Below are 22,773 nucleotides of genomic sequence, written 5' to 3'. Positions count from 1 at the left end.
GTGTCTCTATCTGAAATGTAATAGTTGTCGGGTCTCTTCGGCTCTCGGCGCGTGTTCGATGCGCTTATGAGTCGTCGTGGCTTTGGGTCTTGCGATGGCGGGCGAGATGCATGAGCTGGCGGTCGCGCCAGCCCACGCGCTCGTCCCATTGATCGAGCGGCAATGCCGCGCGTCTCGCCGCCTCGACCTCGGCGACGAGTTCGGGCGTCCACGGGTCGTGCTGGCCGCGCTCGGCGCCCATGCGCGCGTACGAGGGACCCATCTTCTGCGCATGCGAGGCGATGCCGCCGCGCGTGTTCAGATCGACGGTCTCGAACGGGCCGATCACCGACCAGCGCGGGCCGAGGCCTTCACGCATCACGGTGTCGATGTCTTCCACCGACGCGACGCCGTCGCGCACGAGGCAATACGCTTCACGCAGCACGGCGCCTTGCAGGCGGTTGAAGATGAAGCCTTCCACTTCGTGCTTTACGCGCACGGGCTTCATGCCCGCTTCGGCGTAGAGCGCGATCGCGCGCGTGGTCGCCGCTTCGGACGTGAACGGTGCGGGCACGACCTCGATCACGGGTACGAGGTAGGGCGGGTTGCCGGGATGGGCGACGAGGCAGCGCGCGCGACCCGGCAGTGTAGCGTCGACGAATATCGAAGCCGCGAGAAACGACGAAGCGCTCGCGAGAATCGCTTCGGGCGGCGCGGCGCGGTCGAGCTGCGCGAAGATTTCGCGCTTTAGTTCGGCGCGCTCCGGTGCGCATTCCTGCACGAGATCGGCGTGCGCCACCGCGGCTTCGAGCGTGTCGACGATCGCGACGCGTGTGGCGATTTGCTGTGCGCTTTCGTCGAGCAGCGCGTATTGCGTAAGAGCGTCGAGGCGCAGCGCAATCTCTTCAGGCGCGGCGGCGCGGCGTGCCGCGTCGGGATCGTAGAGGCGCACGCGCCAGCCGGCCCGCGCAAAGCAGATCGCGAACGCCACGCCGATGCTGCCCGCGCCGACGATGCCGGCGCGGCGCGGTTCGCATGGTTGTGCAGGCGTTTCGAGGGCCGCCATCGTCAGACTCCCGCGACGCCAACGGTCATGCCGCCGCACACGTAGAGCACCTGGCCGGTCACGAAACCGCTGCGCGCGTCGAGCAGATACGAGGCGGCGTGCGCGACATCGTCGGGGGTACCTACACGTTTGACCGGCACGGCGTTGATGATCGCTTCGGTGCGCGGCGCGCCGGGCGGGTTGGCGCGGTCGAACAGTTCGGTGCGAATCGGGCCCGGCCCAATGGCGTTCGCGGTCACGCCGAATGCGCCGAGTTCGAGCGCCCACACGCGCGTCATGCCGATCAACGCGGCCTTGGTGGCCGAATAGGCCGTACGCAGCTCTTTACCGAGCGCGGCGCGCGACGACATGTTGACGATGCGCCCGAAGCGCGCCGCCTTCATGCCGGGCAACAGCGCCTGCATGCACTGCTGCGCGCAGCGCACGTTGAGGGCCCATGCGCGTTCGAGTTCTTCGAGCGACTGGTGCTCGGCGTCATTGGGCACGACCACGCCCACGTTGTTGATGAGGCGCGTGATCGGGCCGCCTTCCAGCGCGCGGGCGAGTGCGGCTGCCGTTGCCTCGGTGTCGGAGAGATCGGCGATGATGCCGTCGCCCACGCGGTCGATCACGACGGCTTCGTAGCCATCGGCCGCGCAGCGCGCGGCGCACGCGGCGCCGATGCCGGCGGCGCCGCCGGTAATCAGGACTCTTTCTTTAGCCATGTTTTTCGGGAATGCGGATAAAACAGAGGATAGCGAAGCAGTTCGTCAAACCGTGGCGACCGGCGTGACGGGCGAGCCCATGGCCCCAGGCAGCCGCAGCGGCGGCGCGGTGAGCATGAAGCGCGAGCGCCGGTGCTCGCGCAGCCACAGGGCGAGATCGCGCAAATACCAAAGCTCGCCCAGCGGCAGGCCGAGCTTGAAGAGACAGTGGTGATGCAGCGGCATGAGCGGGTGATCGCCCGGTGTGGCGGGCGCACGCGCGGGGTAGCGTTCGACTGCGTAGTTGTCGGCAGCGAGCGCCGCGATGCCCGAATCGGTGATCCATTGCAGCAGGCGCTCGTCGCGCCCGTCGAGTGCGCTGCAGTGGCTCGACAACACGGCTTCGTCGGGCTGGCGGTTCATTTCGAGCACCATCTCAGCAAACCCGGTGCGCAGCACGAGCATGTCGCCGCGCTCGACTTCCACGCCGTCGGCCTCGATCACGCGCATCAGGTCGTCGTAGCCCACGGTGCGAAACTCGCGGCCAAAATGCGCGGCGAAATCGATCAGCACGCCGCGCCCTTGCATGCCCTTCACGGCAAGATGCTCGATGCCGAGCACATCGGCATGGCTATGCTCCCCCCCGCACGCGTGAGGCGCGAAGTTGTCTTCCGCGCGATATTCCATCGGGCCGACCACGTCCACGTTCGCGCGAAAGCCGTTGTAGTAGACGCTTTCGGCCACGCCGTCGCCGTTGGCGTCGAAGCGTGCGCCCACGTGCGCGAGCGAATCCCACTGCGTGGAGTATTGAAGCGAGAGCAGCACCTGGTCGTCGCTCACCACGTCGGTCGCGCCCGCTTCGTTGCGTGCGAACGGGAAGTTCACGTAGGGCAGGCCGTCGCGGAAGGTAGGGCGCAGCACCGGCGGATGGCGGCGCACGTTGAGCTTGCTGTCGCCCGGAAAGTCGAGCGGCAGCGAAAGGGTGAACGTGAGGCCAGCGCGAATTTCCTGCGCGCCCTTGAGCACCTGCTCGGCGCCGATGAGATTGGGGCGCCCCAATTGATCGTCGGGACCGAAGTCGCCCCAGTTCGAGCCTTGCGGCCGGTTCTTCCAACGCATGCTTGACCCTCCACTTCAGGAATTTCGCGCTTCGCGCATCGCTGCAGTCAGTGCCCGAGACGCCTCACGCGGCTAACAGCGTTGGCGGGATTTGCGCGTACACCTCGAGCAACGCCTTCACGGCGTGCTGCTCGTTCTTGAGAAGACGCGCCTTGGGCGCGCCGATGACGAGCGCAAACGCCTCGCCATGGATCAGGAAACCGCGCGCGAGGCCGGCTACGTCCTCCACGCTCTCGCCCGTCGAGCGATGCCAGCCGTCCGTCACGCCCTGCTCGACATCGCGCTCGAACGCGCCGCGCTCGATCACCGCGCCGTTGGCCGAGTGCAGCTGCGGCTCGCAACTGTCGAGCAGTTTGCGGCGCGCGGCCGGAGCGAGCGCGCCGAGCAGCGCCTTGCCCGCGGCGCTCGCAATGGTCATGAAGCCGCCCGGCTCGTCGCTGTAGCGGATCTTCTGGCGCGACTCCATCACGTCGAGATAGACCACGCGGTTGCCCGCAAGCGTGGCGAGCGCGGCGGTTTCGCCGGTTGCGTCGCGCAACGCGGAAAGCAGCGGCTGGAACATCAGCGTGAGCGGGTCCTCGCTGCAGATGTCGCGCGCCACATGCAGAAGACGCTGCGTGGGGTAGTAGCCCGCCTTCACGCCCGGCGCGTACAGATAGCCTTTGGCCACCATCGTCTGCAACAGCGCGTGGCAGCTCGACAGCGGGATCTCGGTTCGACGCGCAATCTCGCTGTAGATCATCGGCTGCCGGACTTCGGCAAAGAGGTTGATCACGTCGAAGACGCGCACTGCAGTTTTCACATCCATGAGAGCATTATCGACATACCGATAACCAGCTGACAATACGATTACGGGTAAACACCTAAATCGGCGCGTCGATCAAGTCCGCGCCCCGTTTGCATTCGAGCACTTGCCGCTTCGCGTTTTGTAACGTATCGTTTTGATACGTTACGATTCGAGCTATTAGGAGGCAACGTGCATTCACGCTTCGACCGTTTCAAGGCGACACCGCTCGCCAGCCAGCTGGAAGCCTTGATCGACGCGCCTGGGCGCTATGTGGAGTACGCAGTACTCTCACGCGTCGGCGTGGCGGCGATTGCCGCCGTGGCCGAGGAAATCGCGCAGAAGTTTCCGGAAATCGGCGAAGACACCACGGCGCGCCAATACTGCGGCGCGCTGGTTGCCGAGGTGATGCGCCGCCACGGCCACGAAGTCGCTCAGGCGCGGGGCCGCGTGAGCGGGGCGCTTTTCAGCTATGGTGCGGTGTTCAGCGCGCAGCCGGTGGTCCTGCCGTTCGAAGCGGTGATCGAAGCGCTCGCAACCATGCCGGAGCGCTTCGCGGCGCTCGTCGAGCGCGTGCCTATGGACCTATGGGCGCGCCGGCCAGGCGGCACGGGCTTCTCGTTGCTCGAGCACGCGTGCCATTTGCGCGATCTCGACGCCGTATTCGCCGAACGATTCAGTGTCGTGCGCAAGGCTCAACTGCCGGAAATCGCATCGGTGAACGGCATGGTGCTCGCGGAAGAACGCGAATACCTGAAGCAAGATCTCGTCGCCGCAATGGGTGAATTCAGCGAAGGGCGGCGCCGTCTTTGCGCCTCGCTCAAACGCCTCACGCCCGAGCAGCGCTTGCGCTGCGGGCTGCGCGACGGCGTCCGGCGCATGACGCTGGAAGAACTCGTGCGTGAACTGCTCGACCATGACCGTACTCACGGGCTGGAGCTGGAAGAGCTGGAAAGCGAGCTGCAGGAAGCGGCTTAACCCCGCGCCTTTTCAGCCTCCTGGTACAGCTCGCGCAGCGACTGCCCGAAGGTGGCGTCGACGTCGCGCAGCACGCCCGCGCGCGTGAACATCGCAACCGGCGGCAGCGTCCAGTCGAGCGTGTACGGCACGATCGCCACGCCCGCGAAGTGCACGAGTTCCTCGGCGATATCGGCGGGCACGATCGACACGGCGTTCTCGTTCGTGCTGATCATCTCGCCGATCAGCCGCGACGTGTAGCTCTCCACGATAGGCACGGGCGGCGCCACGCCCGCGTGCAGGAAGAGGTCGGAAATCTGCTCGCGGATGGGCGTGTGCGGCGCGCCCAGGATCCAGTCCAGTTCGACAAGCTTTTCCCAGTCGAGCTTGCCGCGCGCGAGCCGCGCCGCGAGCCGGCGGCTGGCGATGAGCCGCGGCTTTTGCTGATGCAGCACCTCGAAGCGCAACTGCGAGACGTCGACCGCCGAAGACGCGCGCCCGATCACGATATCGAGCGTATGGTCGCGCAGTTGCGGCAGGAGTGCGTCGCTCGTGCCTTCATGAATCGTCATGGTGACGCGTTGCGGCAGCCGCGACTGCGTGAGGCGAATGGCGGCGGCGAGCGTGCGCCCCGAGATGAACGGAATCACGCCCACGTGCACGCGCGTGGCGTGGCCGGCCACCACGGCTTCGATGTCGCGCGCGAGGTGGTCCAGGTCGTGCAGCATGGCCTGGGCACGTGCGAGCACCACATTGCCGAGCGCTGTAGGCGTCATGCCGCGCGGCGTGCGGTCGAAGAGCGGCGCGCCGAACATGCTCTCCATTTCAGCCAGCGCGTTGGTGACGGCGGGCTGGCTCGTCGCCATGTGTTCCGCCACGCGCGTGAGCGAGCCGTGCTGGCGGATCTGCAGGAGCAGGACCAGATGGCGCATTTTCAGGCGCGTATTCAACCGCCTCGTCACGTCGTCAATGCTGAAAGACACGATTCCCCAGGGTATTACCAAAAAATGATGGCCCCATACTAAATCAAAATGAGCAGGTTATGAGGTCTCTCTAGAATCGCCTCATTCGAACATGACCGCCGCGCCTTCCGTGCGTGCGGCACACCATCAGAGTGAGGAACATGAACAAGACCGATCGTCAGGCCGCCCTCGAATATCACGAATTCCCCACCCCGGGCAAGATTTCGGTGACGGCCAGCAAGCCGCTCGTCACCCAGCGCGACCTCGCGCTCGCCTATACGCCGGGCGTGGCCGTGGCCTGCGAGGAGATCGTCGACAATCCGCAGAACTCGTTCCGCTATACGGCGCGCGGCAATCTGGTGGGCGTGATCACGAACGGCACGGCCGTCCTCGGCCTCGGCAACATCGGCGCGCTGGCCTCGAAGCCGGTCATGGAAGGCAAGGCGGTGCTCTTCAAGAAATTCGCCGGCATCGACGTGTTCGACATCGAAATCACCGAAAGCGATCCGGACAAGCTCGTGGACATCATCGCGAGCCTCGAAGCCACGTTCGGCGGCATCAATCTGGAAGACATCAAGGCCCCCGACTGCTTCACGGTCGAGCGCAAGCTGCGCGAGCGCATGAAGATTCCGGTCTTCCACGACGATCAGCACGGCACCGCCATCACCGTTTCGGCGGCGTTCATGAACGGCCTGAAAGTGATCGGCAAGGACATCTCGAAGGTCAAGGTCGTGACCTCGGGCGCGGGCGCGGCGGCGCTGGCCTGTCTGGATCTCATGGTGGATCTGGGCCTGCCGCTCAAGAACATCTGGGTGACCGACATCGACGGCGTGGTCTACCAGGGCCGCACGACGCTCATGGACCCGGACAAGGAACGCTTCGCGCAGGACACCTCGGCGCGCTCGCTGTCCGACGTGATCGAAGGCGCGGACGTGTTCCTCGGCCTGTCGGCCGGCGGCGTGCTCAAGGCCGAAATGGTCAAGAAGATGGCGGACCAGCCGCTGATTCTCGCGCTTGCCAACCCCACGCCGGAAATCTTCCCCGAGGTCGCGCTCGAAGCGCGCCCGGACGCGGTGATTGCCACGGGCCGTTCGGACTTCCCGAACCAGGTCAACAACGTGCTGTGCTTCCCGTACATCTTCCGCGGCGCACTCGATGTCGGTGCAACGACCATCACGCGCAACATGGAAATCGCGGCGGTGCACGCGATCGCCAAGCTCGCGGAAGAAGAGCTGAACGATTCGGTGGCGGCCGCATACGGCGCCTATGACCTGCGCTTCGGCCCGAAGTACCTGATTCCGAAGCCGTTCGACTCGCGTCTGATCGTGCGTATTGCGCCGGCCGTTGCGAAGGCGGCGATGGAAGACGGCGTGGCCACGCGTCCGATCGACGACTTCGCCGCCTACACGAACGAGCTTCAGCAGTTCGTGTATCACTCGGGCGCGTTCATGAAGCCGATTTTCGCGGCCGCGAAGCAGTTCGTGCGTGACGGCGGCAAGTCGCGCATCGTGTTCGCCGAAGGCGAGGAGGAGCGCGTGCTGCGCGCGGTGCAGGTGATCGTCGACGAGAAGCTTGCGCGTCCGATCCTGATCGGCCGTCCGGAAGTGCTGCTCGCTCGCATCGAGAAGTTCGGCCTGCGGCTGAAGCTCGGCGAAGACGTGGAAGTCACGAACCCCGAGTACGACGAGCGCTTCCACCAGTACTGGACGACCTATTGGGAACTGCGTTGCCGCGACGGCATTTCGAAGGAGATGGCGCGCGTGGAAATGCGCCGCCGCCTCACGCTGATCGGCGCGATGATGGTGCGCCTGGGCGACGCGGACGGCATGGTGTGCGGCACGGTGGGCGCGTATCACGACCACCTGCGCTTCGTCGACGAGGTGATCGGCAAGCAGCGCAACGCGAATACGTATGCGGCGATGAACATCCTGCTGCTCGACAAGCGCACGGTCGCGATCGTCGACACGCACGTGAACGACAACCCGAACGCCGAGCAGATCGCCGAATTCACGCTGGCCGCGGCACGCCAGATGGAATGGCTGAACCTGCAGCCGAAGGTAGCGCTGCTCTCGCGTTCGAACTTCGGCTCGGGCAGCTCGGCTTCGGGCACGAAGATGCGCGAAGTGCTCAAGCTGGTGACGGAAAAAAATCCCGACCTGGAAATCGACGGGGAAATGCACGGCGACTGCGCGCTGGACGAAGCCCTGCGCCTGCGCATCCTGCCGCATTCGAAGCTCAAGGGCGCGGCGAACCTGCTCGTGTGCCCGAACGTGGACTCGGGCAACATCGCCTATAACCTGCTCAAGACGGGTGCGGGCAGCAACGTGGCGGTCGGTCCGTTCCTGCTGGGCGTGAATGCGCCGGTGAACGTGCTGACGTCGAGCTCGACGGTGCGACGCATCATCAACATGGCCGCTTTGACCGTGTTGCAGGCGAACCGCGACTAAACGCAGGCACAGGACGCACACAGTGCGTCCCGATGAAAAACGCGCGATGGCTTCCGGCTGTCGCGCGTTTTTTTGCTTTGGCAGGTCAGGGCGCCGTTGCGGCGAGCTGTTCGTCGATCAGGCGGCAGGCCGCGCTGTAGCCGCCCATCAAGGCGTCGATATCGGAGTGGAAGGGCAGCCCGGCGGCGTTGTCGATTTTCAGGGACGAGGGGACGGCGCGCTCGTCGATTGCCGCGATGCTCACCACCGCTGCATAGCGAGGCCGTTCGATTTCCAGGCGCTCGAGCGGGAGCGTGCCATTTGCTTCGACGCCAACGCGGATTGCGTAGCCGCGATATTCATAAGTGCGATTCATGACTGCATTGCCGTGCGGATTACAACCTGCAAGGGTACGGCGCGCGAGCTTAAGTCAACCTTAGGTAAGCACTGAATGAACTGGAAGAGACCTTTCTGCGCTGCGCATCAATCGAGGCAAGACGAAAGGCGCTGAAAGGCGTTGGTCGGTAAGGTGCATAAACAATTATCGTCCGACGATAAAAGCGTAATCGCAGGGGCCTTTCCTTAAGGTTCTCATCAGCCTGGAGCAGGCACGATCCCTTCACGCTGCCCAGCTTCGCGCGTTGCCATGCGCCTGACATTCGCGAGGCGTAGGGTATAACCAGCCAGACTCGATATCGTTGTCCGCGCAACTTTCTGGAGTGCAGCCCCATGAAGCCGCCGACCGATCGCCTGCACGCCTACCTGTTCGTCGCTTCGCTTTCGGCGATCCTCATTCAGGTCGCCGTGTTCATTTCCATTCTTCTGCTGCACGTGCCGGAACGCGCCTTCGAATCGTCGCCGTTTCGCGTGGCCGTGGTCGCCGCAATCGGCTGCGTGCTGCTCGTCGTGCGCAGGCAGGCGCGGCGCGCCACGCGCGAGGCCGAGTCCCGCAACCGCAGTCAGGCGAAGCGGCGTGCCACGCGCGCGGCGTGCGCCTCGAAGCGCGCGGCACGCGCGCCGCTGCGGGCGCGCCATCTCCGCAATGCCATGACGGCGGCTGCGCCCCGCTCGAGCGCACGTTGAGTCGCGAGGCGCGCGCTCGCGTCAGCCGTCCACCGGCGGGGCGGGCATCTCCAGATTGAGCTGGTAAAACGCGGCGTCGAGCCAGCGTCCGAACTTGAATCCCGCTTCCTTGATCGTGCCCGAGTGCGTGAAGCCCAGCTTGTCGTGCAGCGCGATGCTGCCGGCATTGGCGGCGTCGATGCAGCCGACGAGCACGTGAATCTGTTCCTCACGGGCGCGGCGGATCAACTCGAGCAGCAGGCGCTCGCCGAGGCCGCGGCCGCGCTGGTCGCGGTGCACGTAGACGCTGTGCTCGACCGTGTACTTGTTGGCGGGAAACGCGCGAAACGTGCCCCAGCTCGCGAAGCCGAGCAGCGTGCCGGCCTCGTCTACAGCGCCCACTACCGGAAAGCCGTTCGCGCGCTTGGTGCCGAACCACGTGACCATGGCCTCGGGCGGACGCGGCTTGTAGTCGTAGAGCGCGGTCGAATTGACGATCGCGTCGTTGAGGATCTCGAGAATCGCCGACGCGTGGTCCGTTTCGTTGCAATCGATGAAGCGCACGCCATCGCTGCGTGAGTTCGAATTCATGGGGAATCCTCTTTAAATGAAAAGGCTGGAAGATCGAGGCGAATGACGCGGGTTCAGAGTCCGCTCGCGTCGCAAATCGCGACGACGTAACGCGCGGCCTGCGAACCGGGGTTGCTGAAGATGAGCGGCTGATCGAGCCGCATGGCGAGGCAATCGCCCGCATGAAGCGCATGGCGTTCGGTGCCCAGTTCCACGTCGATCCGTCCTTCCATCACCCAGACCTGCTGGTGAATCACAGTCTCGCGGCTGCCCGTTTCGTAGGCTACGCGCGCGCCGGCCGGGAAATCCACTTCGACCAGCTGGATCGGCGAAGGCCAGTTGGGCGGCGACACGCTCCGGCGCGTATAGCCCGATTGCGGGTCGCGCCACTGCACCTGCTGCGCACGGCGTACCAGCGGCTCGGCGGGCGTGCTCTCGCCGCTGGCGCCGAACAGGCTCGCCATCGAGACCGACAGCCCCGCCGCGAGCTTTTCGAGCACTACGGCCGTGGGGCTGGCGGCACCGCGCTCGATCATCGAGATCATCGAACGGCTCACGCCGCTGCGCGTCGCCAGCGCGTCGAGCGTGAGGCCGCGCGTGGCGCGCAGGTCGCGCACGCAGCGGGCAATGCGCTCGTTGATGCCGGCGTCGGTCGGGGTATCCATTGGGTTCGTTTCCAAGATGATGGAGATATTATCCAGTAAATTGGAAATTGCGGTCAATAAAATAGCGCGCGGCCCAGTATCGGGGCCGCACGCTCAGTAAGGTTACGGCTTTTCCGGCAGGAACCAGTTCATCACGAGCGCGCAAATGCCGCCCGTTGCGACGCCCGACTCCAGCACGTTCTTGAGCGCATGCGGGAGGCTGGTCAGAATCTCCGGCACCTGCGAGACGCCCAGGCCCAGTGCCAGCGACACGGCGATGATGAGCAGCGCGCGGCGGTCGAGGCGCGTGCCCGCGAGGATGTTGATGCCCGAAGCGGCCACCGCGCCGAACATCACCATGGCTGCGCCGCCCAGCACGGGTTCGGGTACGGCCTGCAGCACGCCGGCCACGGGCGGGAAGAGGCCCAGCACGACGAGCATGCCCGCGATCCAGAGGCCAACGTGGCGGCTGGCAATGCCGGTGAGCTGGATGACGCCGTTGTTCTGCGCGAACACGGAGCTGGGAAACGTGTTGAAGAAGCCCGCGAGCAGCGAGTTGAAGCCGTTCACGAGCACGCCGCCCTTGATGCGCCGCATCCACACCGGGCCTTCCACCGGCTCCTTCGACACCTTGCTGGTGGCGGTGACGTCGCCGATCGCTTCGAGCGAGGTCACGAGGTAGATGATCAGCATCGGCACGAAGAGCGACCACGAGAAGCCCAGGCCGAAATGCAGCGGGGTCGGAATCTGGAACAGCGCGGCTTCGCGCGCGCCGGTGAAGTCGAGCCGACCCATTGCGCCCGCAACGATATAGCCGATGGCGAGTGCGATGACGAGCGCCGTGCTGCGCACCCAAACGACGGGCACGCGGTTGAGCACGATGATGGTGCCGAGCACGAGGCCCGAGAGCGTGAGGTTCTGGACGCTCGCGAAGTTGCCTTTGGCGATGGCGCCATAGCCGCCGCCCATGCTGATCAGGCCGACCTTGATGAGCGTGAGGCCGATCAGCAGCACGACGATGCCGGTGACGAGCGGGGTGATGAGCCGCTTGATGAAGGGCAGGATGCGCGACACCGCCATTTCGACAAACGAGCCCGCAATGACGACGCCGAAGATGGCGGCCATCACGGTTTCGACGGCCGTGCCCTGCTTGACCATCAGGCTGCCGCCCGCGATGAGCGGGCCGACGAAGTTGAAGCTCGTGCCCTGCACGATGAGCAGGCCCGCGCCGAGCGGCCCGACGCGCTTGCATTGCAGGAACGTGGCGATGCCGGAAATCACCAGCGACATCGAGACGATCAGCGTGGTGTCGCGGCTGGAGACGCCCAGCGCCTGGCAGATCAGGAGCCCTGGCGTCACGATCGGCACGAGGATCGCGAGCAGATGCTGGAGCGCGGCCACGAAGGTGATGGTGGGCGCGGGGCGGTCGTTGGGGCCGTAGACGAGGTCGTGGGTGAGTTCGGTGTCGTTCGCTTCGCGGGCAGCGGCGGGCGAGGTCGATGGAGCGGAGTGCATCGGGCGCGGCGGGGGAATAGAGAAAGCGCAGCATTTTAACGGAAGCTTCGGGGCAACCCTGGGCGCGCCTGCTTCAGGGCGCGCCCGCGTCCCGCTACTTGCCGTTGCGCGCCCGCGCCTGCTCGGCGAGCGCCTTGTAGTCATAGGTCGGATAAAACTCCGTGTGGTAGCCGCCCCATGCGGTTTCCTCGATCGCGCGGTTCACCTCGCGCAGGCGGTCGGCGGGCACCCGCAGCGTCACGACCTGGCCGATCCCCATCATCACGTACCACGAGACCACTTCGATGCCGGGCGGCGGGAAGGCCTTGTAGAAGCCCTGTTCCGCGAGTTGCTGATTGATCTTCGGAAGCGGCTTCGACTCGTCGTGCTTCAGGAAGATCGTCAGGAGGAAGGTGCCGTCGCCGGCTGGCGTGGCGGAGGCGGCGGGCGCAGCCGGAGGCGTCGCGCCGGGGTTCGTTTGCGCGGCGGCGGGAAGCGGGTTCAGCAGCGGGGCCAGCATGGCGGCCACGGCGGCGCCTGCTATCCATTTGCGTACGGCATGCATCGGCTTTCTCCTGATTCGGGTGGGCAAGCCCTTACAATAGGTCGGTCCTCACTTGCATGCCAAACGAGCCAATGACACGAGATCCTCGCCTCACCCTGAACGCGCGCCAGCAGGCAATGCTCGAATGGGTGCAACGCGACGGCTTCGTCACGGTCGACGATCTCGCCTCGCATTTCGACGTCACGCCGCAAACCATTCGCCGCGACGTGAACTGGCTCGCCGACATGAATCTGCTGCGCCGCTATCACGGCGGCGCGAGCCTGCCCACGAGTGCGGAGAACGTCTCGTACAGTGCACGGCAACATATGTTCCACGAGGAGAAGCGCCGCATCGCGGCCCTGGCGGCCCAGCACATTCCCGATCAGGCCTCGCTCTTCATCAACCTCGGCACCACGACCGAGGAAGTCGCGCGCGCGCTCAATCATCATCAGGGACTGCGCGTCGTCACGAACAACCTCAACGTGGCGAGCGTGATGAGCGGCTACCCCGACTGCGAAGTGATGATCACGGGCGGCGTCGTGCGACCCTGGGACAAAGGCATCGTCGGCGAGCACACCATCGACTTCATCCGCCAGTTCAAGGTGGACTACGCGATCATCGGCACCTCGGCCATCGAGACCGACGGCACGCTGCGCGACTTCGACACGCGCGAAGTCCGCGTGGCGCAGGCCATCATCGAACATGCGCGCACGGTCTACCTCGTGGCCGACCATTCGAAGGTCGGCCGCCCGGCGCTCGTGCGCCAGGGGCACCTGAGCCAGATCCACGCGCTCTTCACCGACCAGCCGCTGCCCGAGGAAATGAACGAGGCGGTGCTCGCCGCGGGCACGCAGGTTCACGTCGCCGCATAAGCCGCGGGGTTTTCGTACGCGCTTTTCCGGACGCGTCGGCTGCGCGTTTTCTCCATTTCCGATCTGCCATCCAACGCGCTTCGCGAGCGGGCGGGGTGCTGCCCATCGGGCGCGCAAGGCCCCGTTTTCATTCGCGCCCGACGAACGTTCGATAATGTCCGATGTATGTTCGTTTACGCACTGCTTTCGGTCAAAAGCCCGAAAATCGAACCTTTACTTTTTCGTTCATGTTCGATAAATTTCGAATTCGAACATTTAGAGGTTCGTTTTTCTTTCAGGGACACAGCAGGGTGACTCAACAGAACCGGTACGATCTGCTCGTCGTGGGCGGCGGGATCAACGGCGCGGGCATCGCGCGCGACGCGGCCGGCCGCGGGTTGTCGGTGCTCCTTTGCGAGCAGGACGATCTCGCCTCGCATACCTCGTCGTGCAGCACCAAGCTGATTCACGGCGGGCTGCGCTATCTCGAGTACAAGGAATTCGGGCTCGTGCGCAAGGCGCTGCAGGAGCGCGAAACGCTGCTGCGCGCGGCGCCCCACATCATGTGGCCGCTGCGTTTCGTCATGCCGCACATGCCGAATCTGCGTCCGGCGTGGCTCATTCGCATGGGCCTCTTTCTCTACGACCATCTTGCGAAGCGGGAATTGCTGCCGGGCTCGCGCGGCATCGACATGCGCCGCCATGCGGCGGGTGAGCCGCTCATCGACTCGATCCAGCGCGGCTTCGTGTATTCGGACGGCTGGGTCGACGACGCGCGCCTCGTCGTGCTCAACGCGCTCGACGCGCAGGAGCGCGGCGCGCAAATCCTCACGCGCACGAAGCTCGTTTCCGCCGTGCGCACGAACGCCACGAACGGCGCGCAAAGCGAATGGCAGGCGCTCCTGCGCCGCCCGGACGGCAGCACCTTCGACGTGCGCGCTCGCGCCATCGCCAACGCGGCCGGGCCGTGGGTGGGCGAGGTGCTCCACGGTGCGCTCGGGCGCGGCGCGCAGCACAGCGTGCGGCTCGTGAAGGGCAGTCATATCGTCACGAAGCGCCTGTTCGAGCACGACCACGCGTACATCTTCCAGAACCCGGACAAGCGCATCATCTTCGCGATTCCGTATGAGCACGACTTCACGCTCATCGGCACGACCGACGTGGAGTATCACCACGACCCCGCGAAGGTCTCGATCGACGGCGACGAAACGCGCTACCTGTGCGAGTCGATCAACCGTTATTTCAAGCGCAAGATCTCGCCGGCCGACGTGCGATGGACCTACTCGGGCGTGCGTCCGCTGCTCGAGGAAGAGGGCGCGGAGAATGCGTCCGCCGTCACGCGCGACTACAAGCTCGAACTCGACGAAACCGCCGGCGCGCCGCTGCTTTCGGTGTTCGGCGGCAAGATCACGACCTTCCGCAAGCTCGCGGAAGAGGCATCGGACATGCTGTGCCGCGTGCTCGGCCACGCCGCGCCTTCGTGGACGGCCGGCGCGCCGCTGCCCGGCGGCGATATCGCGAACGCGCGTTTCGAGCCCTTTGCGCAGGACTTCGCGAGACGCCATGCGTGGCTGCCTGCACCGCTTGCGCGCCGCTACGCACGCGCATACGGCACGCGCGCCGAGCGGCTGCTCGACAACGCGCAATCGCTCGCAGGCCTCGGCTGCGAAGTCGCGCCGGGCATCTTCGAGGCCGAATTGCGCTACCTGCGCAACGCCGAATGGGCCACGCGCGCCGAAGACGTGTTGTGGCGCCGCTCGAAGCTGGGCCTGCATGTCGCGCCGGGCACGCTCAACGGCGTGGCCGCCGCAATCGATCACTGGTTTGCCGCAACAAGCGCGACGGCGACCGCGCAGCACTGAAGTTCGCCGGCATCACGCAAGGTAGGTCACGTACCCCCCACGCACTGTCCACGCGGTGCGTCATCACAACTAGTACAGACGGAGATGAGAGACATGCAGGAACAGTACATTCTTGCGCTCGACCAGGGCACCACGAGTTCGCGCGCCATGCTTTTCGACCGCCAGGGCAACATCGTTTCGGTTGCCCAGAAAGAGTTCGAACAGATTTATCCGCAACCGGGCTGGGTCGAGCACGATCCGCAGGAAATCTGGTCGACCCAGGCGGGCGTCGCTGCCGAGGCCGTGACGCGCGCCGGCATGAACGGCACCAACATCGCCGCGATCGGCATTACGAACCAGCGCGAGACGACGATCGTCTGGGATCGGGAGACGGGCCATCCCGTCTATAACGCCATCGTTTGGCAGGACCGCCGCACGGCCGACTTCTGCGACTCGCTGAAGGCGCGCGGCCTCGAAGAGAAAGTGCGCGCGAAAACGGGTCTGCCGATCGATTCGTATTTCTCGGCAACCAAGATTCGCTGGATTCTCGACAACGTGCCCGTCGCACGCGAAAAAGCGCGTCAAGGCAAGCTCGCGTTCGGCACTGTGGACAGCTGGCTCGTGTGGAACTTCACGAAGCACGAACTGCACGTGACCGACGTGACGAATGCGTCGCGCACCATGCTCTTCAATATTCACACGCGCCAATGGGACGACGAGCTGCTCGACGCGCTCGAAATTCCACGCAGCATGCTGCCGGAAGTCCGTTCGTCATCCGAAGTGTATGGTCCGACCAAGACCACGGTGTTCGCCTCGAAGATTCCGCTGGCCGGCATCGCGGGCGACCAGCAGGCCGCGATGTTCGGCCAGATGTGCACGAGCACGGGCATGGTGAAGAACACCTACGGCACGGGCTGCTTCCTGATGATGAACACGGGCACGAAGCCCATCGAGTCGAAGAACAACCTCGTTACGACGATCGCGTGGCAGATCGGCGACGAGGTCAACTATGCGCTCGAAGGCAGCATCTTCATCGCGGGCGCGGTGGTGCAGTGGCTGCGCGACGGTATGGGCATCATCAAGAGCGCGCCGGAAATCGAAGCGCTCGCCGCAAGCGTGCCGCATACGGACGGCGTGTACCTCGTGCCGGCGTTCGCGGGCCTCGGCGCGCCGCACTGGAACGCGCACGCACGCGGGACGCTGTTCGGCGTGACGCGCGGCACGACCTCGGCGCATCTCGCGCGCGCGGCGCTCGATTCGATCGCGTACCAGTCGCTCGACGTGCTGGCGGCCATGGAAGCGGATTCGGGCATCAGCGTGGGCGAACTGCGCGTGGACGGCGGCGCGAGCGCGAACAACCTGCTCATGCAGTTCCAGGCCGATCTGCTCGGCGTGGATGCGGTGCGTCCGAAGATCACCGAAACCACGGCGCTCGGCGCGGCCTACCTTGCAGGCCTCGCAACCGGCTACTGGCAGAACGTGGGCGAACTGCAGAGCCAGTGGAAGCTCGACCGCCGTTTCGCGCCGTCGATGCAGGGCGCGCAGGTCGACGCCTGTCGCGCAGGCTGGCAGCGTGCGGTGCGCGCGGCCAAGGCCTGGGCGGACGACTCGCACTGAGCCGCGAGTCCGCTTTAGAACATACAAGCATAACTAATTAACATAACCCGCAGCGGGATCGCATGCGCTTCGTGCGCATGCACCGCGCGGGCAGAGAGAGACTACGACAATCATGTCACCCTATATTGCGGAATTCATCGGCACTGCCATTCTCGTGCTGCTCGGTAACGGCGCCGTTGCGAACGTGCTGCTGGCAAAAACGAAGGGCAAGGGCGCCGACCTCATCGTCATCGTGATGGGCTGGGCCATGGCCGTGTTCGTGGCGGTCTACGTGACTGCCTCGTTCAGCGGCGCGCACCTCAACCCGATCGTCACGATCAGCCTGGCGCTCGCGGGCAAGTTCGCGTGGTCGAAGGTCGGCGGTTATATCGCGGCGCAGATGCTCGGCGGCATGGCGGGCGCGCTGCTCGTATGGCTTGCCTATCGACAGCACTTCGCGAACGAAGCCGATCCGGATATCAAGCTCGCGGTGTTTTGCACGGCGCCCGCTATTCGCAGCAAGCGGCACAACGTGTTGACGGAAGCGATCTGCACCTTCGTGCTGATCCTCGGCGTGCTTTATCTGGCCTCGCCGCAGGTGGGTCTCGGCGCGCTCGACGCGCTGCCCGTGGGCCTGCTCGTGCTCGGCATCGGCATTTCGCTCGGCGGCCCGACCGGCTACGCGATGAGCCCGGCGCGCGATCTCTCGCCGCGCATCATGCACGCGCTGCTGCCGATTCCGGGCAAGCGCGACAGCGACTGGCGCTATGCGTGGATTCCGGTGTTCGGGCCGCTTGCCGGCGGTGCCGCGGCGGCCGGTCTCTATCACTACCTGCACGCGATGCACTGACCATGCTGTGACTCATGCCGCGCCTGCGAGCCAGGCGCGTTGCAGTGCACAAAGCCCGCGTACGCCACGGCGTTCGCGGGCTTCTGTTTTTCTGCGTACCCACGACACATAAGGCGACAAAGGGCGCGATCCGCTTTCGCTATCGCCTCATGCGGCTTTCGGATTGTTCGGCTATCGCGACACCCCTATATTGGCTGTCAACGATCCATTCCAATATCAGGAGACGCCGCATGAAGCTGGTCCGCTGGGGCAGTAAGGGGGCTGAAAAGCCGGGTGTGATCGATAACGAGGGGCGCGTGCGCGATCTCTCCGGCGTCACGCTGGACGTCGCCGGTAACGGCCTCGGCGCGACCGCGCTGCGCCAGCTCGCCGGACACGATCTCGCCGCCTTGCCGCTCGTCCCCGCCGACACCCGCCTGGGTCCGTGCGTGGGCAGCGTCGGCAAGATTGTCTGCGTGGGCCTCAATTATTCCGACCACGCCGCCGAATCCAATATGCCCGTCCCCACAGAGCCCGTGCTCTTCCTCAAGGCAACGAGTTCGATCACCGGTCCCAACGACGACGTGCTGATTCCCCCGGACGCGAAGAAGGTCGACTGGGAAGTCGAGCTGGGTGTGGTGATCGGCGAAGCAGCGCGCAATGTACCGCGCGAGCGCGCGCTCGATTATGTGGCCGGTTATTGCGTGGTCAACGATGTTTCCGAGCGCGCATGGCAGATCGAGCGCGGCGGCCAGTGGGACAAGGGCAAGGGCTACGACACCTTCGCGCCGCTCGGCCCCTGGCTCGTCACGCGCGACGAGATCGCCGACCCGCAGGCGCTCGACATGTGGCTCGAAGTCGACGGCAAGCGTTACCAGAACGGCAACACGCGCACGATGATCTTCGACGTGGCCACGCTCGTTTCCTATATCAGCCAGTTCATGAGCCTGCAGCCCGGCGACGTGATCTCGACCGGCACGCCGCCTGGCGTCGGCATGGGGCAGAAGCCGGAACCCATCTATTTGCGCGCGGGACAGACCATGCGGCTGGGCGTGAGCGGCCTGGGCGAACAACAGCAACGCCTCGTGGCGGAACAAGGAGAGCAGGTGCAATGAATCAACTGGATCTGAACAATCGCGTGATGGTCGTGACGGGCGGCGCGCGCGGTCTGGGTTATGCCGTGGCGCAGCGGGCATTGCGTTCGGGCGCGTCGGTCGCGCTCTGGGACATCGACGCGGAACGGCTCGAACGCGCGCGCGCCGAGTTGTCGGAGCTGGGCAAGGTTTCGGTGGTGACGGTCGAACTGACCGACGAAGCCTCGGTCGAGGCAGCCGCACAGCAAACCGTGAAAACGCATGGCGCGATTCACGCGCTCGTGAACAGCGCAGGCATCACGGGCGGCAATGGTCTCACGTGGGAACTACCCGTCGACGTGTGGCGCCGCGTGATCGAAGTGAACCTGATCGGCAGCTACCTGACCTGCCGCGCCGTGGTGCCGCGCATGATCGAGCAGGGCTATGGACGCATCGTCAATATCGCCTCCGTGGCCGGCAAGGAAGGCAATCCGAATGCTTCGCACTACAGCGCATCGAAGGCCGGGCTCATCGGACTGACGAAGTCGCTCGGCAAGGAGCTGGCCACGAAGGGCGTGCTCGTCAATGCCGTGACGCCGGCGGCGGCCAAGACCGAGATTTTCGATTCGATGTCGCAGCAGCATATCGACTACATGCTCGCGAAGATCCCGATGAACCGCTTCCTCATGCCGGACGAAGCGGCTTCGATGATCGTCTGGCTCACGACGGAAGACTGCGCGTTCAGTACCGGCTCGGTATTCGATCTTTCGGGCGGGCGCGCGACATACTGAGGCGGGAAGCAGGACCCGCGCGTATCGGCCGGACAACGCGCGGGATCACGATAACGGCGCGGTGGTAACAGGAGAGCGCCGACAGGAGACATCGATGTCGATCGAGGCACCTACCTTGGCACCTACGCTGGCGGAAGCCGCGGGCCGCAAGGCCATGCGCCGCCTTTTGCCCTTCCTGCTCTTGATGTACGTGCTCGCGTTTCTCGACCGCGCGAACATCGGCTTCGCGCAAAAGGCGCTGTTGCACGATACGGGCCTTTCGGACGCGGCATTCGCTTTCGGCGCGGGCGTGTTCTTCGTCGGCTACGCACTCTTCGAAGTGCCGAGCAATCTCGCGCTGCACCGTGTGGGCGCGCGGATCTGGATGTGCCGCATCATGGTCACGTGGGGCATGATTTCCGCGGCGATGGCGTGGGTGCAGGCGCCGACTTCGTTCTATGTGCTGCGATTCCTGCTGGGCGTGGCCGAAGCGGGTTTCTTCCCCGGCATCATCTATTACCTCACGCAGTGGTTTCCGCAGTCCTCGCGGGCGCGCGCCATCGGCGTGTTTTATTTCGGCGCGCCGCTGGCCTTCATCTTCGGCGGCCCGTTGTCAGGACTCCTGCTCGAGATGCACGGCACCTTCGGACTCGCAGGCTGGAAGTGGCTCTTTCTCGTGGAAGGCGGGCTGGCCTCGGCCGTTGGCGTGTGGGCCTTCTGGTATCTCGTCGACAAGCCCGGGGACGCGCGCTGGCTCTCCCCCGACGAGCGCCGCGCGCTCACGAGCGCGATCCAGCTCGACGCGCGCGAAGCCGCCGCGCACGGCCCGCGCGATGCGCTCGCCGCGCTGTTCGACCGCCGCGTGCTCGCCTATGCCGGCATCTATGCGCTGATCCAGATGAGCGTGTACGGCGTGATCTTTTTTCTGCCGCAACAGGTGGCCTCGCTCGTGGGCGCCTCCGTGGGCCTCGAGGTAGGCCTGCTCGCGGCCGTGCCCTGGCTGTGCGCCGTGGCGCTCACGTGGATCGTGCCGCGCCGCGCGGACCGCCTCGGAGGGCATCGCGCTTGGGCCGCGCGCCTGCTCGTGATGTCGGGCGTCGGCATCGCCGTCTCGGGCCTGGCGGCAGGCCTTGGCGGCACCGCGGGCGCGATCGTCGCGATGCTCGGCCTGTGCTGCGCGGCGAGCGGCTTCATCGCGGCGCAGCCGCTCTTCTGGACCTTCCCGGCGCGCGATCTCGCGGGCGCGGCCTCTGCCAGCGGCATCGCGCTCATCAATTCGCTCGGCGGCCTGGGCGGCTTCATCGCGCCGATGCTGCGCGCCGCCGCCGACCGAAACTTTGCTTCCCACGCGGCGGGCCTCGAACTGCTCGGGCTTGCAAGCATTGCCGCCGCGCTGCTCATTCTTGTCGTCGCGCCGCGCGCCGTTGCGCCGGCGGCTCGCTCATTCGAGCCGCCCGTGCGGCGCGCGCGCTAATCCTCTACCCAGGAGCTACGTAACATGGCCATGCCAACCATCAAACACGTGCGAGCCTTCACCGTGCGCGGCGGCGGCGCCGACTATCACGATCAACCCGACGGCCACTGGATCGACGACCATATTTCCACGCCGATGGCGCGCTATCCCGAGTATCGTCAGAGCCGCCGCTCGTTCGGCATCGACGTGCTCGGGACACTCGTCGTGGAAATCGAGGCGAGCGACGGCACTGTGGGATTTGCCGTGACCACGGGCGGCGAGATCGGCGCATTCATCGTCGAGAAGCATCTCGCGCGTTTTCTTGAAGGGCAGCGCGTGACCGACATCGAGAAGATGTGGGATCAGATGTACTACGCCACGCTCTACTACGGCCGCAAGGGTGTCGTGCTCAACACCATCTCGGGCGTCGATCTCGCACTGTGGGACCTGCTCGGGCAGATCCGCAAGGAACCCGTGTATCAGTTGCTCGGCGGCCCCGTGCGCGACGAGCTGATGTTCTACGCCACCGGCGCGCGCCCCGATCTCGCGAAGGAAATGGGCTTCATCGGCGGCAAGCTGCCGCTGCTGCACGGTCCGGCCGAAGGCGAGGAGGGCCTCAGAAAGAACCTCGAACTGCTCGCCACCATGCGCGAGCGCGTGGGCGACGACTTCTGGCTCATGTACGACTGCTGGATGAGCCTCGACGTGCGCTATGCCACGCGCCTCGCCCAGGCCGCAAAAGAGTACGACCTCAAGTGGATCGAGGAATGCCTGCCGCCCGACGACTACTGGGGCTATGCCGAACTGCGCCGCAATGTGCCGCGCGGCATGATGGTTTCCACCGGCGAGCACGAAGCCACGCGCTGGGGCTTTCGCATGCTGCTGGAAATGGGCTGCTGCGACCTGATCCAGCCCGACGTGAACTGGTGCGGCGGCATGACCGAACTCATCAAGATCTCGGCGCTCGCCGACGCGCACAACGTGCTGGTCGTACCGCACGGCTCCTCGGTGTACAGCTATCACTTCGTCGTGACGCGCCATAACTCGCCGTTCGCGGAATTCCTCATGATGGCGCCGAAGGCCGACAAGGTGGTGCCGATGTTCACACCGCTGCTGCTCGACGAACCGGTGCCGGTGCAAGGACGGCTCAAGGTGCCGGATGCGCCGGGCTTCGGTGTGCGGCTCAATCCGGACTGCAAACTTTCCCGGCCATACACGCACTGAGCGCGCCGAACGCGCACCAGGCGAGGCTCATCACAAGCTACGAGGAGAAACACGTGCTGCTCAAGGACAAGGTGGTGATCGTCACCGGCGGTTCGCGCGGCATTGGCCGCGCCATTGCGATTGCGAGCGCCCGCGAGGGCGCCGATGTCGCGATCAACTACTGGGGAGACAACGACGCCTCGTACGGCCGTCGCTCGGCGATCGACGAGGTGCTAGGCGAGATCGAGCGGCTAGGACGCCGCGCGCTCGCGCTGGAAGGCAACGTGGCCGCGCCGCAAACGGGCGTGGATCTCGTGCGCCAGACGGTGGAGCGCTTCGGCAAGGTCGATGTGCTCGCCAGCAATGCGGGCATCTGCCCGTTCCACTCGTTTCTCGACATGCCGCCCGCCGTGCTCGAACGCACGATAGGCGTGAACCTGAACGGCGCGTTCTACGTGACCCAGGCGGTCGCGCGGCAAATGAAGGAGCAGGGCACGGGCGGCGCGATCGTGGCGACGAGTTCGATCAGCGCGCTCGTGGGCGGCGGCATGCAGACGCACTACACGCCGACCAAGGCCGGCGTGCATTCGCTCATGCAGTCGTGTGCGATCGCGCTCGGGCCCTATGGCATACGCTGCAATTCGGTGATGCCGGGCACCATCGCCACCGACCTGAACGCCGAAGACCTGAGCGACGAAGGCAAGCGTGCGTACTTCGAAAAGCGCATTCCGCTCGGGCGGCTGGGCGCGCCCGAGGACGTGGCCGAATGCGTGGTGTTTCTCGCCTCGGACCGCGCGCGCTATGTGACGGGCGCCGCGCTGCTCGTGGACGGCGGGCTATTCGTGAATCTGCAGTGAGCCCTGGGCC

The 22,773-nt window shown here is 65.5% G+C and carries 22 protein-coding genes; 12 read left to right on the top strand and 10 right to left on the bottom strand.

Translation table 11 applies throughout. From position 1 onward, the window contains the following. Positions 1 to 64 precede the first annotated feature (64 nt). From AB3X99_RS05515 to AB3X99_RS05500, 4 genes are all read right to left on the bottom strand, one after another. On the bottom strand, positions 65 to 1,045 hold the full coding sequence (locus AB3X99_RS05515; protein ID WP_368616337.1) for a 3-hydroxyacyl-CoA dehydrogenase: 981 nt from the start codon (positions 1,043 to 1,045) through the stop codon (positions 65 to 67). 2 nt (positions 1,046 to 1,047) lie between these two features. Then, entirely contained in the window at positions 1,048 to 1,749 is a 702-nt protein-coding gene (locus tag AB3X99_RS05510) for an SDR family oxidoreductase (protein WP_069266123.1), read from the bottom strand. Between the two features lie 45 nt (positions 1,750 to 1,794). Next, positions 1,795 to 2,847: a cyclase family protein gene (locus AB3X99_RS05505; RefSeq protein WP_368616336.1), complete on the bottom strand. Its 1,053-nt coding sequence runs from the start codon at positions 2,845 to 2,847 to the stop codon at positions 1,795 to 1,797. A gap of 64 nt (positions 2,848 to 2,911) precedes the next feature. Beyond that, positions 2,912 to 3,655, bottom strand: coding sequence for an IclR family transcriptional regulator (locus tag AB3X99_RS05500; protein WP_368616335.1), 744 nt, complete (start codon positions 3,653 to 3,655; stop codon positions 2,912 to 2,914). Between the two features lie 168 nt (positions 3,656 to 3,823). On the opposite strand from AB3X99_RS05500, the gene AB3X99_RS05495 reads away from it, so the two are divergent. Further along, complete coding sequence (locus AB3X99_RS05495) at positions 3,824 to 4,609, top strand: DinB family protein (protein WP_368616334.1); 786 nt, start codon at positions 3,824 to 3,826, stop codon at positions 4,607 to 4,609. Here the strand turns inward: AB3X99_RS05495 and AB3X99_RS05490 are convergent. Next, positions 4,606 to 5,571 (bottom strand): LysR family transcriptional regulator, encoded by a 966-nt coding sequence (locus tag AB3X99_RS05490; RefSeq protein WP_069266119.1) that lies wholly within the window; start codon positions 5,569 to 5,571, stop codon positions 4,606 to 4,608. The genes AB3X99_RS05495 and AB3X99_RS05490 overlap by 4 nt on opposite strands. Positions 5,572 to 5,711: 140 nt before the next feature. Between AB3X99_RS05490 and AB3X99_RS05485 the strand changes: the two genes are divergently transcribed. Continuing rightward, on the top strand, positions 5,712 to 7,997 hold the full coding sequence (locus tag AB3X99_RS05485; protein ID WP_069266118.1) for an NADP-dependent malic enzyme: 2,286 nt from the start codon (positions 5,712 to 5,714) through the stop codon (positions 7,995 to 7,997). An 85-nt stretch (positions 7,998 to 8,082) separates the two neighbouring features. Here AB3X99_RS05485 and AB3X99_RS05480 read toward each other — a convergent pair whose 3' ends face one another. After that, entirely contained in the window at positions 8,083 to 8,352 is a 270-nt protein-coding gene (locus AB3X99_RS05480; protein ID WP_368616333.1) for a hypothetical protein, read from the bottom strand. A 353-nt stretch (positions 8,353 to 8,705) separates the two neighbouring features. Between AB3X99_RS05480 and AB3X99_RS05475 the strand changes: the two genes are divergently transcribed. After that, on the top strand, positions 8,706 to 9,059 hold the full coding sequence (locus AB3X99_RS05475; protein WP_368616332.1) for a hypothetical protein: 354 nt from the start codon (positions 8,706 to 8,708) through the stop codon (positions 9,057 to 9,059). Positions 9,060 to 9,080: 21 nt separating this feature from the next. On the opposite strand, the gene AB3X99_RS05470 is transcribed toward AB3X99_RS05475, so the two are convergent. The 4 genes from AB3X99_RS05470 to AB3X99_RS05455 all read right to left on the bottom strand — a co-directional run bounded on the left by AB3X99_RS05470 (position 9,081) and on the right by AB3X99_RS05455 (position 12,311). Beyond that, positions 9,081 to 9,629, bottom strand: coding sequence for an N-acetyltransferase family protein (locus AB3X99_RS05470; RefSeq protein ID WP_368616331.1), 549 nt, complete (start codon positions 9,627 to 9,629; stop codon positions 9,081 to 9,083). A 53-nt stretch (positions 9,630 to 9,682) separates the two neighbouring features. Beyond that, positions 9,683 to 10,273 carry a helix-turn-helix domain-containing protein gene (locus AB3X99_RS05465; RefSeq protein WP_368616330.1) on the bottom strand — a complete coding sequence of 197 codons (591 nt, stop codon included), beginning with the start codon at positions 10,271 to 10,273 and terminating at the stop codon, positions 9,683 to 9,685. 102 nt (positions 10,274 to 10,375) lie between these two features. Beyond that, on the bottom strand, positions 10,376 to 11,767 hold the full coding sequence (locus tag AB3X99_RS05460; RefSeq protein WP_368616329.1) for a uracil-xanthine permease family protein: 1,392 nt from the start codon (positions 11,765 to 11,767) through the stop codon (positions 10,376 to 10,378). A 94-nt stretch (positions 11,768 to 11,861) separates the two neighbouring features. Beyond that, on the bottom strand, positions 11,862 to 12,311 hold the full coding sequence (locus AB3X99_RS05455; RefSeq protein WP_368616328.1) for a hypothetical protein: 450 nt from the start codon (positions 12,309 to 12,311) through the stop codon (positions 11,862 to 11,864). Positions 12,312 to 12,382: 71 nt separating this feature from the next. On the opposite strand from AB3X99_RS05455, the gene AB3X99_RS05450 reads away from it, so the two are divergent. The 9 genes from AB3X99_RS05450 to AB3X99_RS05410 all read left to right on the top strand — a co-directional run bounded on the left by AB3X99_RS05450 (position 12,383) and on the right by AB3X99_RS05410 (position 22,763). Next, positions 12,383 to 13,162, top strand: coding sequence for a DeoR/GlpR family DNA-binding transcription regulator (locus AB3X99_RS05450; RefSeq protein WP_069266111.1), 780 nt, complete (start codon positions 12,383 to 12,385; stop codon positions 13,160 to 13,162). A gap of 290 nt (positions 13,163 to 13,452) precedes the next feature. Next, positions 13,453 to 15,003: a glycerol-3-phosphate dehydrogenase gene (gene glpD, locus AB3X99_RS05445; RefSeq protein ID WP_368616327.1), complete on the top strand. Its 1,551-nt coding sequence runs from the start codon at positions 13,453 to 13,455 to the stop codon at positions 15,001 to 15,003. Between the two features lie 93 nt (positions 15,004 to 15,096). Continuing rightward, positions 15,097 to 16,599, top strand: coding sequence for a glycerol kinase GlpK (glpK, locus tag AB3X99_RS05440; RefSeq protein WP_368616326.1), 1,503 nt, complete (start codon positions 15,097 to 15,099; stop codon positions 16,597 to 16,599). Between the two features lie 112 nt (positions 16,600 to 16,711). Beyond that, positions 16,712 to 17,428, top strand: a complete 717-nt coding sequence (locus AB3X99_RS05435; RefSeq protein WP_028203061.1) for an MIP/aquaporin family protein — start codon at positions 16,712 to 16,714, stop codon at positions 17,426 to 17,428. Positions 17,429 to 17,658: 230 nt separating this feature from the next. Then, positions 17,659 to 18,522: a fumarylacetoacetate hydrolase family protein gene (locus AB3X99_RS05430; protein ID WP_368603415.1), complete on the top strand. Its 864-nt coding sequence runs from the start codon at positions 17,659 to 17,661 to the stop codon at positions 18,520 to 18,522. After that, a complete protein-coding gene (locus AB3X99_RS05425) occupies positions 18,519 to 19,271 on the top strand; it encodes an SDR family NAD(P)-dependent oxidoreductase (RefSeq protein ID WP_069266107.1) in 753 nt (250 codons plus the stop codon). The genes AB3X99_RS05430 and AB3X99_RS05425 overlap by 4 nt, the downstream gene beginning before the upstream one ends. 94 nt (positions 19,272 to 19,365) lie before the next feature. After that, positions 19,366 to 20,724 (top strand): MFS transporter, encoded by a 1,359-nt coding sequence (locus AB3X99_RS05420; RefSeq protein WP_069266106.1) that lies wholly within the window; start codon positions 19,366 to 19,368, stop codon positions 20,722 to 20,724. A gap of 24 nt (positions 20,725 to 20,748) precedes the next feature. Continuing rightward, positions 20,749 to 21,927 carry an L-rhamnonate dehydratase gene (rhmD, locus tag AB3X99_RS05415; RefSeq protein ID WP_342947114.1) on the top strand — a complete coding sequence of 393 codons (1,179 nt, stop codon included), beginning with the start codon at positions 20,749 to 20,751 and terminating at the stop codon, positions 21,925 to 21,927. A gap of 53 nt (positions 21,928 to 21,980) precedes the next feature. Next, positions 21,981 to 22,763 (top strand): SDR family NAD(P)-dependent oxidoreductase, encoded by a 783-nt coding sequence (locus AB3X99_RS05410; RefSeq protein WP_368616325.1) that lies wholly within the window; start codon positions 21,981 to 21,983, stop codon positions 22,761 to 22,763. Positions 22,764 to 22,773 lie beyond the last annotated feature (10 nt).

This window comes from Paraburkholderia sp. BR10882, assembly GCF_040948855.1.
Classification (GTDB): Bacteria; Pseudomonadota; Gammaproteobacteria; order Burkholderiales; family Burkholderiaceae; genus Paraburkholderia; species Paraburkholderia nodosa_A.
This window is presented reverse-complemented; position numbering and strand designations above follow the sequence as displayed.

What these genes read in the sequence shown, in the direction of transcription:
- AB3X99_RS05515 (WP_368616337.1), bottom strand. Translation starts at nt 1,045, where the DNA reads ATGGCGGCCCTCGAAACGCCTGCACAACCATGCGAACCGCGCCGCGCC.
- AB3X99_RS05510 (WP_069266123.1), bottom strand. Translation starts at nt 1,749, where the DNA reads ATGGCTAAAGAAAGAGTCCTGATTACCGGCGGCGCCGCCGGCATCGGC.
- AB3X99_RS05505 (WP_368616336.1), bottom strand. Translation starts at nt 2,847, where the DNA reads ATGCGTTGGAAGAACCGGCCGCAAGGCTCGAACTGGGGCGACTTCGGT.
- AB3X99_RS05500 (WP_368616335.1), bottom strand. Translation starts at nt 3,655, where the DNA reads ATGGATGTGAAAACTGCAGTGCGCGTCTTCGACGTGATCAACCTCTTT.
- AB3X99_RS05485 (WP_069266118.1), top strand. Translation starts at nt 5,712, where the DNA reads ATGAACAAGACCGATCGTCAGGCCGCCCTCGAATATCACGAATTCCCC.
- AB3X99_RS05480 (WP_368616333.1), bottom strand. Translation starts at nt 8,352, where the DNA reads ATGAATCGCACTTATGAATATCGCGGCTACGCAATCCGCGTTGGCGTC.
- AB3X99_RS05475 (WP_368616332.1), top strand. Translation starts at nt 8,706, where the DNA reads ATGAAGCCGCCGACCGATCGCCTGCACGCCTACCTGTTCGTCGCTTCG.
- AB3X99_RS05470 (WP_368616331.1), bottom strand. Translation starts at nt 9,629, where the DNA reads ATGAATTCGAACTCACGCAGCGATGGCGTGCGCTTCATCGATTGCAAC.
- AB3X99_RS05465 (WP_368616330.1), bottom strand. Translation starts at nt 10,273, where the DNA reads ATGGATACCCCGACCGACGCCGGCATCAACGAGCGCATTGCCCGCTGC.
- AB3X99_RS05460 (WP_368616329.1), bottom strand. Translation starts at nt 11,767, where the DNA reads ATGCACTCCGCTCCATCGACCTCGCCCGCCGCTGCCCGCGAAGCGAAC.
- AB3X99_RS05455 (WP_368616328.1), bottom strand. Translation starts at nt 12,311, where the DNA reads ATGCATGCCGTACGCAAATGGATAGCAGGCGCCGCCGTGGCCGCCATG.
- AB3X99_RS05450 (WP_069266111.1), top strand. Translation starts at nt 12,383, where the DNA reads ATGACACGAGATCCTCGCCTCACCCTGAACGCGCGCCAGCAGGCAATG.
- glpK (WP_368616326.1), top strand. Translation starts at nt 15,097, where the DNA reads ATGCAGGAACAGTACATTCTTGCGCTCGACCAGGGCACCACGAGTTCG.
- AB3X99_RS05435 (WP_028203061.1), top strand. Translation starts at nt 16,712, where the DNA reads ATGTCACCCTATATTGCGGAATTCATCGGCACTGCCATTCTCGTGCTG.
- AB3X99_RS05430 (WP_368603415.1), top strand. Translation starts at nt 17,659, where the DNA reads ATGAAGCTGGTCCGCTGGGGCAGTAAGGGGGCTGAAAAGCCGGGTGTG.
- AB3X99_RS05425 (WP_069266107.1), top strand. Translation starts at nt 18,519, where the DNA reads ATGAATCAACTGGATCTGAACAATCGCGTGATGGTCGTGACGGGCGGC.
- AB3X99_RS05420 (WP_069266106.1), top strand. Translation starts at nt 19,366, where the DNA reads ATGTCGATCGAGGCACCTACCTTGGCACCTACGCTGGCGGAAGCCGCG.
- rhmD (WP_342947114.1), top strand. Translation starts at nt 20,749, where the DNA reads ATGGCCATGCCAACCATCAAACACGTGCGAGCCTTCACCGTGCGCGGC.